The organism is Gilliamella bombi, from assembly GCF_900103255.1.
Lineage (GTDB): Bacteria > Pseudomonadota > Gammaproteobacteria > Enterobacterales > Orbaceae > Gilliamella > Gilliamella bombi.
In genome coordinates this window covers 55,250-67,511 of record NZ_FMWS01000003.1, presented here as the reverse complement: position 1 = coordinate 67,511, position 12,262 = coordinate 55,250, and the positions used below count along the sequence as shown (strand labels likewise).

Annotated in this window: 13 protein-coding genes; 5 read left to right on the top strand and 8 right to left on the bottom strand. The window is 35.1% G+C overall.

Features of this window, described 5'->3' with window-relative positions; translation table 11 throughout:
* Nucleotides 1-414: 414 nt before the first annotated feature.
* A complete protein-coding gene (locus B9N71_RS00965) occupies nt 415-1,953 on the top strand; it encodes a hypothetical protein (protein WP_085163800.1) in 1,539 nt (512 codons plus the stop codon).
* Between the two features lie 408 nt (nt 1,954-2,361).
* Here B9N71_RS00965 and pgm read toward each other — a convergent pair whose 3' ends face one another.
* From pgm to B9N71_RS00950, 3 genes are all read right to left on the bottom strand, one after another.
* On the bottom strand, nt 2,362-3,999 hold the full coding sequence (pgm, locus tag B9N71_RS00960) for a phosphoglucomutase (alpha-D-glucose-1,6-bisphosphate-dependent) (RefSeq protein WP_085163799.1): 1,638 nt from the start codon (nt 3,997-3,999) through the stop codon (nt 2,362-2,364).
* A gap of 100 nt (nt 4,000-4,099) precedes the next feature.
* Entirely contained in the window at nt 4,100-4,603 is a 504-nt protein-coding gene (locus B9N71_RS00955; protein ID WP_065590464.1) for a hypothetical protein, read from the bottom strand.
* 22 nt (nt 4,604-4,625) lie between these two features.
* Nucleotides 4,626-4,811, bottom strand: coding sequence for a hypothetical protein (locus tag B9N71_RS00950; protein ID WP_065609748.1), 186 nt, complete (start codon nt 4,809-4,811; stop codon nt 4,626-4,628).
* A 166-nt stretch (nt 4,812-4,977) separates the two neighbouring features.
* Between B9N71_RS00950 and B9N71_RS00945 the strand changes: the two genes are divergently transcribed.
* Complete coding sequence (locus tag B9N71_RS00945) at nt 4,978-5,478, top strand: outer membrane lipoprotein (protein ID WP_085163798.1); 501 nt, start codon at nt 4,978-4,980, stop codon at nt 5,476-5,478.
* Between the two features lie 211 nt (nt 5,479-5,689).
* Nucleotides 5,690-6,097, top strand: coding sequence for a lactoylglutathione lyase (gene gloA, locus B9N71_RS00940; protein WP_065609744.1), 408 nt, complete (start codon nt 5,690-5,692; stop codon nt 6,095-6,097).
* Nucleotides 6,098-6,154: 57 nt separating this feature from the next.
* On the opposite strand, the gene gmk is transcribed toward gloA, so the two are convergent.
* Nucleotides 6,155-6,778: a guanylate kinase gene (gene gmk, locus B9N71_RS00935; protein WP_085163796.1), complete on the bottom strand. Its 624-nt coding sequence runs from the start codon at nt 6,776-6,778 to the stop codon at nt 6,155-6,157.
* Between the two features lie 194 nt (nt 6,779-6,972).
* Here gmk and B9N71_RS00930 point away from each other — a divergent pair, with 194 nt between their 5' ends.
* Together B9N71_RS00930 and B9N71_RS00925 are read left to right on the top strand one after the other, a co-directional pair.
* Nucleotides 6,973-7,677: an AzlC family ABC transporter permease gene (locus B9N71_RS00930; protein WP_065590468.1), complete on the top strand. Its 705-nt coding sequence runs from the start codon at nt 6,973-6,975 to the stop codon at nt 7,675-7,677.
* Entirely contained in the window at nt 7,664-7,987 is a 324-nt protein-coding gene (locus B9N71_RS00925) for an AzlD domain-containing protein (RefSeq protein ID WP_065590469.1), read from the top strand. Before B9N71_RS00930 ends, B9N71_RS00925 begins: the two co-directional genes overlap by 14 nt.
* A gap of 89 nt (nt 7,988-8,076) precedes the next feature.
* On the opposite strand, the gene B9N71_RS00920 is transcribed toward B9N71_RS00925, so the two are convergent.
* The 4 genes from B9N71_RS00920 to hemC all read right to left on the bottom strand — a co-directional run bounded on the left by B9N71_RS00920 (nt 8,077) and on the right by hemC (nt 12,177).
* On the bottom strand, nt 8,077-8,976 hold the full coding sequence (locus tag B9N71_RS00920) for a heme biosynthesis HemY N-terminal domain-containing protein (protein ID WP_085163795.1): 900 nt from the start codon (nt 8,974-8,976) through the stop codon (nt 8,077-8,079).
* A gap of 10 nt (nt 8,977-8,986) precedes the next feature.
* Nucleotides 8,987-10,417 (bottom strand): uroporphyrinogen-III C-methyltransferase, encoded by a 1,431-nt coding sequence (locus tag B9N71_RS00915; RefSeq protein ID WP_167370031.1) that lies wholly within the window; start codon nt 10,415-10,417, stop codon nt 8,987-8,989.
* Nucleotides 10,418-10,516: 99 nt separating this feature from the next.
* A complete protein-coding gene (locus B9N71_RS00910; RefSeq protein WP_085163793.1) occupies nt 10,517-11,260 on the bottom strand; it encodes a uroporphyrinogen-III synthase in 744 nt (247 codons plus the stop codon).
* Nucleotides 11,257-12,177, bottom strand: a complete 921-nt coding sequence (gene hemC, locus B9N71_RS00905) for a hydroxymethylbilane synthase (protein ID WP_085163792.1) — start codon at nt 12,175-12,177, stop codon at nt 11,257-11,259. The genes B9N71_RS00910 and hemC overlap by 4 nt, the downstream gene beginning before the upstream one ends.
* Nucleotides 12,178-12,262: the final 85 nt, after the last annotated feature.

Below are 12,262 nucleotides of genomic sequence, written 5' to 3'. Positions count from 1 at the left end.
AGCCAAATTCAACGTAATAAACAACTAACCTATAAGTATATGATTTTATTTAAAAATAAAAAATTCAATAAAATCAATGGTATACCTGAGCAATTTTAGAGCAAGAAAATCTCACAATATTGTAAAGTCAATATTTTACTTTTTCATAGCGATAGCATGCACGATAATTAAGTAAAGCTAGTACACCAGACAGTGCGAGTTGGGAAATTTTTGCTTTGGGTGTTATCACTAATGTCAATTATTTTCGCAAAAGGTTAAATGTTCTAAGCCTAATACTATATTTTAATTAATAAATTATCCAAAAAACTAGCCAAAATTTTCACAAAAGATTATACTTTTACAGCTGATAGAAAATCAGCTTATTTAATAAGTTAATAAAAATGAAATGGAACATTCATTAATAGGTGAAATATAATGGATTATTGTCGTAGGTGCAAGAATAGGCAGGCCTATATCTTAAATTCTCTTAAATCTTCAAATTATCAAAAACTCTTACAAACTGATATTTCTTTAGTGAAATTAGCGGATTTATTTATACCGCAACTAAAATTCATCTTTACATTCTCAAGCGTATGGTTCTTGACTCCGTTGTTGTTATTATCGTATTCATCGAACTCTCAAGCACTAACGGCTCATACAAGCGGTGTTATACAGGGTAGTGCGCCTTATTTAACATTTGACGAAGGTCGGACTAAGGCTATAACAACTGATGAGCTATTGGCTATCACATTATCCGATGGTAGTAAAATCACACCTAGAATTAATAGTTCCTCGTCTACAAAGCCAATTGAGTTACCCATAGATGGCCAAAGTTTTGCTGATATTAATATGCTGGTGCCAGCATCTACCAATTCAGTAAGTATAAACAGCTTAGTGACACGTTATCATTATTGGGGGGATGATGATGGTGATGGAGAAGGTAGCGGTGGAGTTAAAATAACAGGAAGTATAACGCTCAGGATAACCGATAGTGATGGTCAAGCAGTTAATCGTAATGATGTTTTAGATATTTGCAAGTCACCTTATAAAGTGGAATTAAGTAGTACAGACGGTAATATAAGCACTTATTACGGCATACCAAACACCAGCTCCTTTAAAGGTCGTATAGTAGCATATTATATCAAACCGAAGGCATCGCCAACCGTTTGTTTTGTAAGACCGAATTTGTTTTGGGGGGACAGATTAAGTGCTGGTCCAGCCGACATATGGAACGACAAAAAAGGATTTTTAGTTCAATCAAGCCATCCAGACTCATACAGTCAAAATTTCCCGACAACGGGAGCTGATAATTTATATTTTGATTTCATCATAGGTGGAGTTGACGTTGGTCAGTTGACTTGGGAAGCCGTTACTTTGGGGGGAATAACTGCTACGGTAACAAATGTTGTAGCTAGTGATAGATGGATTCCTAATGACGATAGAAGGAAAGTCGTAGCACGCGTTAAATTAACAGGGCCTGCAGCAAGGAGTAGTCAAAAACAGTCAGACACTCCCAGTATAATTTCCAAGCCAAGTTTACCACAAACGTTTGAATTAGTGGGTAAGGATAGTCGTGGTAATGTATTAAAATATGGATTTCAATTAAGGAAATGGTTCGTTAGTCGAAATAAAAAAGATATAGTTTCTAATCAAGAATCTTGGTGTAATAGTATAGGTTATCGTCTTCCACAGACAAGTGATTTGACTAATGAAGGTGAATCTGGACGTGGAGCTAAACCGTCTTCAAGTTATAAACATTATCAACGCCGAATAGGAGCTGGATTTCTTACAGAGTGGGGACCTTTGCATAATTACATTGATGGGGGTTTTGGCTCCTCTTTTTGGTCAAGTGACAGGAAAAAAGATCTCCATGATAATATAATTTATTGGCACGAGATAAGCCCAACAGGTCGTTCTGTCTGGAAGAGCAGTGTTGACAGTACTGCGGCTGTTTGTGTTTTTAATGCTTTGTAAGGTGTAGATAGGAGTTATGGTGTTAATAAAAGACAAAACCTACGTAAAGATAAGTCCCAATAGGTAAAGTTTGCTGTCTGAGTACTTTAATGATTGAAAGCAAAAAAAGCGATTCGACTAGCAATACTGAAGGCTTACGCTTTTGCATAAAGTGCAAAAGCATTTTTTTAATTCACCACAATAAAAAAATCAACCAATAGTTATTTGATTTCACTTAAAAACTTTAATAAAATCAGTATGCTATCTGAGCTGTTTATATAAAAAATTCTACCGCTTTAGCTTAAAATTGTTCAGAAAACATATTGATTTTATTTGTGTGTTTGTTTTGATATCTTTCTAATAAAAGGATTATGTGAAAAAACAGCAACCAAATAGTTGCTGCTTTTTATTGCGTTTGTTTTTTTTCGGTTATTTAATCGCTTTTGCTACAATTTCTTGCGCCTCTTGCTGTAGCGTATTTAAATGTTCGTTGCTTATAAAGCTTTCTGCATAAATTTTGTAAGCATCTTCTGTTCCTGATGGGCGAGCAGCAAACCAGCCGTTTTTGGTTATTACTTTAAGCCCACCAATTGCAGCATTGTTAGCTGGTGCAGTGGTTAAACATTGAGTGATTTTTTCACCTGCTAAGTTGTCGGTGGTTAGTTGGCTGGCATCAAGTTTGGCTAGTTTTTGTTTTTCACTAAACGAGGCTGGCGCTTGGATTCGTCCATAATAAGAAATACCAAATTTATCTTCAAGTTCTTGGTACTGTTCTTGTGGATTTTTGTCTAGTTTAGCCGTCATTTCGGCAGCAAGCAGACATAAAATAATGCCATCTTTGTCGGTAGACCATACTTTACCGTTCGTTCTTAAAAACGATGCGCCTGCGCTCTCTTCGCCAGCAAATCCAAGTTTACCATTGTAAAGCCCATCGGCATACCATTTAAAACCAACTGGGTATTCTAAGTACTGTTTGTTTAAGCTATTAGCAACTCGGTCGATCATTGAGCTTGTGACTAGTGTTTTACCAATAGCAATATCTTTGTGCCATTGTGGACGGTTTTGGAACAAGTAATTAACACAGGTTGAAAGGTAGGCATTTGGGTTCATTAGTCCTTTTGGTGTCACAATGCCATGACGATCAAAGTCGGTATCATTACCAAAGGCTAAATCAAATTGGTTTTTTAATTTTAATAACCCAGCCATAGCCCAACGGCTTGAGCAGTCCATACGAATAACTTCGTCATGATCTAGATGCATAAAGCTGAAAGTTGGATCGACTTTGTTATTAACAATATTGAGGTTGATGCCATACTTTTCGGCAATGCGTGGCCAATAGGTGATACCAGCACCACCCAATGGGTCAACACCGATTTTGAGCGATGATGATTTGATAAGAGAGAGATCTAAGATATTTTCAAGATCGTTGATATAGTCGGTTTCGTATTCTTTGGGGTGGATGTAATTTGAATTTAGAGCCTTGTCTAAGGTGACACGTTTTACACCATTGAGTTTGTTTTTCAGTAATTCATTGGCGCGGTTTTCAATTTGTTTGGTGATGTCAGTATCCGCAGGTCCGCCATTGGTTGGGTTGTATTTTATTCCGCCATCTTCTGGTGGATTATGCGATGGAGTGATAACAATGCCGTCTGATAGCTGTGATTGTTTGTTTTGATTGTAAGTTAAAATGGCATGCGAAATCACAGGCGTTGGCGTATAACCCCAATCACGAGCCATAACCACGGTTTGCTCATTGGCGACAAAAACTTCAAGCACCGATTTTAAAGCAAGTTCTGATAAGGCATGGGTGTCTTGACCAATAAAGCAAGGGCCTGTAATGTTGTTCGCTTTGCGGTATTCGGCAATTGCTTGAGCAACGGCTAATATATGTACCTCATTAAATGTGCCTTTGTTTGAGCTTCCGCGATGACCTGATGTCCCAAAAATGACTAATTGGCTAGCATTATCCGTATCAGGTTGGATTTGGTAATAGTTATTGCGTAATGTTTCAACGTTGATAAGATCTGATGGTTGAGCTAACATTCCTGCGCGGCTTTGCTTGGCCATTTTTTACTCCTCTTTCATAAAAAAATACTTTATATGACTAAAAACGTGAATCTGTTGAGTTTATATCACGTTTTTAGCTTTTTTATTTTTATTTAACCTATTAAGGTAAAAATGCGTTGGTGACTTGGTTTATCATGGTTTCAGATATGCCCATATCACTCATTATTGATTCAATAATATATAATTTTCTGGCAGTATTAGTGTTGCTGATAACCCAATAAGGTGTACCAATGATTTCGCGGGGTTTTGTGTTTTTGCCTGATGTTTCTAGTAATTGTTTATCTTTGGCTAAATATTTTCGCTTGCTTCCATGTAAGGATGTTGCAGCTATGGCAAATAGTGCTGGATTATAGTTATACAACGCACTAAGCAGTAATATAAAGCGACTAATAATGGATTTCTCGTTCGTGAAAGCGTCACTAGTTAATAAGTCATTAAACAGTGGATAATGATTCTCTTTTTGTGCAATAGTCTGTTTTTTTGCCGATGTAGATTGGTTTATATTTAATAAACGTCGTAATATACTTGATGCATCTTCGCCAATGTGTTTAGTTTGGCCAGCAATAAATTGGTATAATTCTTCGTCGATTTCGATAGTTTTCATTATGTTACTTGTGCCTATTGTATTATTTCACGGGACATCCTAAAGCAGGAATTTTGCCTAAATGCGAATCGTGGGCTGATTTGTTATCTAAACAATCATTCGATGGCTGTTTAATGGCAGCATTATCGGTTGTTGTAGGTGCTTGATTTGCATCATGACAAGCAGTTATCATAACTGATAATGTTAATAGAAAAAATAACCGTTTCATATATTCATTGCATAGTTGATAAATTTTTGTGCTGAGTATAACCTAACTTAAGCATAAATTGTATTGGCTATTGATAAAATAATGAAAATGGTATTGTTGTTTTTAAAAAAAAATATTATTCTAAACTGTGTATAAAAAGCTTATACTATTATTATATGAGGAATAAATTATGAAAAAAATCGTCACGTTAACTATTTTAGCTGCAATTTTATCTGGATGTAGCAATAGTGATGTTTATTCTGGCGATGTTTATACAGCAGATCAAGCAAAACAAGTTCAGCAAGTAAGTTATGGTACAGTTGTTTCAGTACGACCTGTTAAAATTCAAGCTAATGCGTCAAATGGTAAAAGTGAAAGTGTAGCAGGTAGCCTTGGTGGTGCTGTTATAGGTGGCGTTTTAGGTAATACTATTGGTAATGGTTCTGGCCGTGTGTTAGCTGCTGCAACAGGAGCTATTGGTGGTGCGATTTTGGGTGATGCTATTCAAAATAAATCTAGCCAAGCTAGTGGTGTTGAGTTAGAAATCAAGCAAAAAAACGGATCTAATATTGTTCTTGTACAAAAAGGTTCGGCTAACGATTTTTATGTTGGTCAAGCTGTTCGTTTAGTCACTAATGGTAAACAAATTAGCGCATCACCACGTTATGGTAGTAGTGTAAAAAAATAACGCTTAATTTTATTAGTTTTGGACATATTGTCCTTAAATAACAACTAATTTTCGCTCATCTCAATGGTGAGCGGATTACTTTAGCAAATAACTTGATTAAATTAATTATTGTTTTTTATCTAATCGATGAATCTTTCACAGAAGTTTGCCTGTCTGAATGCTAACATATAAGCTCAAACAAATTATTAATCGTATAAGGAACAACAAAGTAATGCGTATATTACATACTATGATTCGAGTTGGCGATCTACAGCGCTCAATCGATTTTTATACTCGTGTAATGGGAATGCGGGTGTTAAGAACTAGTGAAAATACTGAATATAAATATTCACTTGCATTTGTTGGTTATGGTGATGAAACAACTAGCTCAGTTATTGAGTTAACTTATAATTGGGGTACCGATAAATACGAGCATGGTTCGGCGTTTGGTCATATAGCTATTGGTGTTGATGATGTTGCTAAAATGTGTAATGACGTCAAACAAGCTGGAGGCAAGGTAACGCGCGAAGCTGGACCTGTAAAAGGTGGCTCAACCATTATTGCTTTTGTTGAGGATCCTGATGGCTATAAGTTAGAGTTGATCCAAAATGATCAGGCTGATAAAGCGTTAGGTAATTAATTTATTCCATAAAAATATCGCCACTTTTTTGGCGATATTTTTTCATCTTATTTCGAATTATTCCCCTAGCAAATCTACTAATAATTGCCTATTGATGATAGCTTGTTTTGGTTGCTCAAGGCTGGCAGTGGTAATAATGGCACTTAAGGCATTTAATGAGGTGTCAAAATCATCGTTAATAATGATATAGTCATATTCGTTATAATGTGAAATTTCAGCTCGGGCTTTTTGCATTCTTTTGGCAATCACATGGTTGTCGTCTTGCCCACGTTTAACTAGGCGGTTTTCAAGCTCTTTGAGCGAAGGTGGTAGTATAAATATGCTTTTTGCTTGTGGCATTTTTTGGCGTACTTGCCTTGCACCTTGCCAATCAATATCTAGAAAAACATTAATTCCTTGCGATAGGCTTTGTTCTATTTCGGCTTTAGATGTGCCGTAATAGTGGTCAAATACGTTGGCATATTCGACAAATGCTTGCCGATCAATTAAGGATTCAAAGTGTTTGTGATCCACAAAGTAATAGTGTTCACCATGCGCTTCTCCTGGGCGAGGATCGCGCGTAGTATGCGAAATTGATACTTTAGCTTGATGTTGATTCTTTTGCGCTAGGTAGGCTCGGATCAGACTTGATTTGCCTGCACCACTTGGTGCAGAAATGATAAATAAAGTTCCTGTATGCATAGATATATTTGTCACATTAATTGTTATTAAGTTATTTTGATTGTCATCAATATTAGTTAAGCGATATTATAGCAAATTTCGGCAATATATTATGGCTTATTGTGAATTAAGTTATTTAATTTGTCATTTTTAATATGTATTTGTAATATAGGTAATATTAATCTATAGCATATTGTTATTATTAAGGAATATCTATGCCATTATCATTTAAAGATGGAGTTTATGCTTGTATTCCAACGCTATTGGGGTATATCGGTATTGGTATTGCTGCCGGTGTTGTGGGTAAATCGGCAAATTTATCGGTACTCGAAATTACATTACTGGCTATTATTGTTTATGCAGGCGCTGCGCAGTTTATTATTGCTGGATTAATGATAGTAGCTACACCTATTTCGGCTATTATTTTTACTGTTTTTTTAGTTAATTCACGTCATTTTTTGATGAGTATGGCAACAGCTCCAGCTTTTCGCAAAGCATCGTTATTAAATAATATTGGTATTGGTAGCTTATTGACCGACGAAAGTTTTGCCGTGGCAATAAATGCGATTACAAATAAAGTGCCAGTTAATGCTGCTTGGATGCATGGCCTTAATTTAACGGCTTATATTACTTGGATTTTGTCTTGTTTTATTGGTGCTTTAATCGGAGAGTGGTTGCCTGATCCTACACAATTTGGTCTAGATTATGCTTTAGTCGCCATGTTTATTGGTTTGCTCTATTTGCAATTGATTAGCGATAATAGCAAAAGCCTTAAAAATCGACTTTTAGCTATGTTAACGGTTGCTGTTTTGCTAATTTTCTTAATGCGTTTTGTGTCACCTGAAATGGCTATTTTAATCAGTACGTTTGGCGGTTGTTTTATGGGCATGGCAATGGAGAAAAAGCATGACAACTTATAGTTTATTGATTATTTTAGGTTGCGGGTTAGTAACTTGGTTGCCAAGAGTGATTCCATTTATATTAGTTCGTAAATTTCAGTTACCTAATGTTGTGACTCAATTCTTGTCATATGTACCTTTATGTATTTTAACAGCGCTATTTGTGCAAAATTTATTTGTGGCAAAGGAGGGGCATTTTCCTGATTTTAATGTGGAATATTGCTTAGCGACAATTCCAACCGCAATTGTTGCCTTTTTGACTAAGAATCTGATGTGTATTGTGGTTGCTGGTATGTGCTTTATGGCGTTAATTCGCTATTTTATGATTTGATCTGTATCAATCAATAACTGAATTTTTAACCATTATTGTGAGTTCAAATAAAAACAGGGCAATTACCCTGTTTTTCTTGTTATATTTTTTTATGTTCTTTCTTTTTGTTCAAGTTTACTAATCGATTTTAATATCTTTTCTGCTTCGTTTGCTTGGCCTAGTTGAGTTAGATAATTAGCCATCGCTTTTTGATAAGCCATATTATTTAAAATGGCTCTTGGTTGTTCATTCCACCATTTTACTAGTGTTTGTGCATCACTATTAGTCGATAATTGCTTAATTCGACCAATATAGGCTGCTTGTTTAAACTGATCTAGTTGCGACTCGCTGTACACTTTAGCTTTGTACATTGCTGGTAATAGGTCAATAATCGCTTGATAATCACCCATTTCATAATAAAGTTGATCTGCTAATCTAAGTACTTCAGCATTGCGAGGCTTTTCGTTTAGTAGCTGGTCTAATGTGATGCGTGCAGTTGTGTATTCTTGGTTTTTTAGTTGCAACCTAATTTGTACTAGCTGAAAGGCAAATAACTCATTAGGTTGGCAACTTTTAGCGGCTTGTTCTAGTGACTGATTAGCGGGGATTAATTCATCATTATCAATTTGAGCTTGTGCCGCAAGTAAATACGATAAGGTGGTATTTTTTGCCCCTTTGGCACTTTTGATAAATAGTTTAGCAGCTTGCTTATAATCACCTTCAAGTAATAACATTTGCGCTTGTTCAACACGTTTTATCGATTTTTTTGGCGACTTTAAGCGTAGCCAATTGCCTAATGCTGTTTTAGAATTAAAAATTTTATTCAATAAACAATAGATTAAATAAAGGCAAAGTAGACCAACTAATTCAAGTATCATAAATGAATTAAATGACATGCTGACACGATATTTGGCAAATTCAAATACCGCTGAACCTTGGTGCCCTTGTAATAATGGTCCCAAAAAGAATCCACCCACTAGTACTAAGAAAATAATTAGTATTTTTATCATTATTATTCTCCTATTTTGTTAACATTGAGCGAACGCGGGTTTGCATTAGTTTTTCAAGTTCGCCAATGCTAGTTAGGTTTTCAGGCACATTTTGATTGCTGATTGATTGATTTTGCAAATTTTCAAGTTCATTAATAAATGCTTTAACGCTTGGAGCATTCCCATCAAAATAAGCATTAACCCAAATTGCGGTTTCATTTAGTGCACGTTGGTAAATAAGTTCTTGATGTCTTGGTACGGCTTGCGCTGCAATCAATAAACGGAAGCGGATGTTTTCACGTAGGTAAAGCGACTGTTCCAAATTCAGTGGTGCTTTTAATATTTGGCATTTGACGATTTGTTTTTCGTCTTGTCCTGCTTGTTCTAAGCAAGCCTTAAAGTTGTTCTCTTTGTCATCAAGTTTTTCTATGGTGATAAATTTATCCATAAAAGTCTTGGTACTGCTTAATAAATTATCAGACCAATCGTTAACCGATGATGATACCCCACTATTATTATCATTAGCTATATTGTTAATGTTTGTTTGTGGTGTGTTTGTAGCATCTTCGGCATATTGTGTCATGCCAAGATCGATATCTTTATAATTACCTACTAAAGGTAATTCGGTAAGCGATTCTGATAAACCGATTAAATTCATAATAATGCCATCGGTATCAGTAAAGCTTACTTGAGCAAGTGAATTAATATCCTTACTAATTGCCTGTCTTGCAGGCAATAGGCTTGGGTCATCAGCTTGAGTTAGGCTTTCGTCAGCACTTTTTAGTAGTAATCGTGCTGATGTGTAGTCTTGGTCACTCCAAATTTTACGACCAGCTAAATGTACTAAGTAATTGGCTTGTGAAATTAACCAAACATTGTGATCACTTGTTGACATTGCTGCTAAGCGTTCATTGATATTTTGTAAGCTTTGTTCTGTCAATTTTTGTGAATCATTAATTTGAGTTGTTAATTGTTGCTGTAGCTGTTGTTGATCACTCAGTTTACGATCAATACGCTGTTCTAGTGAATTGAATTGCTGATTTTGTTTATTAACTGCGTCGGTAATACTACTTTGTAAATCATTTGTTATACTTTGCTTGGTTGTTTGTTTTAAATTGGCCAGCTCAGTTTGTAATATTGAGATGGTTTTTTTTTGTTTTTTAATTTCCTGTTGACCATAATAAAGCCCCAAACCACCTAAGCAAACAGTTAATGCTATAGCAATTATTGATAGTTTTGAAACGGGTGATTTGCTCGTGTTCTTAGTGTTATCGCTAACACTGTTTTTAGGTTGGGATTTAGATTCCACAGATGGATTGGATTGAGTGGTTGTTTGATTTTTTTTATCTTCTTTCATAGTGTTATTCGCTTCATTTTGAACCGCTGTTATCGTTATTTGACTAAACGAAGTTGTGTTTATTGTTGAAAGTGTTGCATTGGCACCGTAATATTTTGGTGGCATAAATAACCTCATTTAGATTTCTAGAAATTTATGTTGCATTATGACATAGAGTTAACATTGTTTTAAATAAATTTTAATTATTGTCTTAATAAGCAAGTGTCATAGATTATTTATATTATCGGCTATAGTATAATTTATCATTACAGCGTTAAAAAGCTTTTGATTATTCGCACTACTCACTAGTTGAACTTTTTGCCAATTAAGTTGTTTCGCTTTTGCAAAAATTCGTTGGCTTGTTACTACAAGATTAGCATGCATTTTATGTTCAAGATTAATATATAACTCAAGCTGGATTAAGTGTTCTAGACTAGTAATAATAATGATTTGATTTTCAATATTACTAGATAATATCATTGGCGGATAGGTGATTGGCTCACGGCAGTAACACGTTATTGATTTTACTTTGGCTTTTCGATTTGTTAGTGTTTGAGATAATAATTGCCGACCTGAATTACCGCATAAAATTAAAACAGTATGATTTTGTACAGATTCTTGCTGTAGTTTTATCAACAATCCTTCACTGTCTTCTTGTTCTGGATAATTGACTTTAGTTGTGGTGAGCTGGTTAAATAATTGTGCTGACTTTTTTCCTATTGCGTAATACCGAACATTAGTTGGTAATATTAGATTGCCAATATAGGTTTTAATAACGTGTGTAACTTGTGGTGAAACAACGATTACAATATCGTTAGGTAAAAGTTTATTCAGTTGTTGTTGTAAATTTAGTAGGTCATTGCCTTGTGAAATAGTAAAAAATGGAAGATGTTGTACAGGCAAATTTGCTTGAGCAAATAGTTGGGTAAGGTTTTCACCCTCTGGAGAGGGTCTAGTTACATAAATCATCCGCCATTTAATTCCTTTAATATTGTTTTCGCACCTTGATCTAATAAGCGTTTTGCTAATTCTTTTCCTAACTTTTCGGCTTCAGTTATACTACCCTCTAATGTCCCTTTAATTATTTTAGAACCGTCAATGCGTCCAACAAGGCCTTGTAGTGATAAAATATTGTTATTTAATTGGCTATAACAAGCAATGGGCACTTGGCATCCACCTTGTAAAGCTTTATTCATTGCTCTTTCTGCTTCAATACAAACTCGGCTATGTTTGTCATCAAGCACTGAAAGAATCTCTAATATTTTTTTGTCATCTGCTCGGGTTTCAATACCAATAGCACCTTGTCCGACAGCAGGTAAAATTAAGTCAGTATCAATATATTGTTTGATTCTGTCTTGTAGTGCTAAACGTTTTAAACCCGCTGAGGCTAGTATGATGGCATCGTATTGTTGATTATCCAATTTAGCTAAACGAGTGCCTACATTGCCACGAAGATCTTTAATTTGTAAATGGGGATATTTTGCACGCAATTGACATTGACGTCGTAAACTTGATGTACCAATTATTGCACCATTGGGTAGCTCATCTATATTTGAATATTTATTTGAAATGAAGCTATCACGTACATCATCTCGCTTGCAAATTGTGGCTAATGTTAATCCTTCAGGAAACTCAGCAGGGATGTCTTTTATTGAATGGACAGCAATATCCGCTTCGTTATTTAATATTGCTTGTTCTAGTTGTTTTACAAAAAGACCTTTACCACCAATTTTCGATAAAGGGCTGTCTAGCAATACATCACCTTTAGTTACCATGGGAATTAATTCCACTGTCAAATTTGGGTGATTAGTTAAAATTTGTTGCTTAACAAAATTTGCTTGCCATAGCGCTAATGGGCTTTTACGAGTTGCAATGCGAATGTTCAATTAATTTCCCTATTTTTTGTTTAGGTGATTTATATTTAATGAGTAATTTCTACACTAGTGTGATTAATATGATCACCTGAAAGTC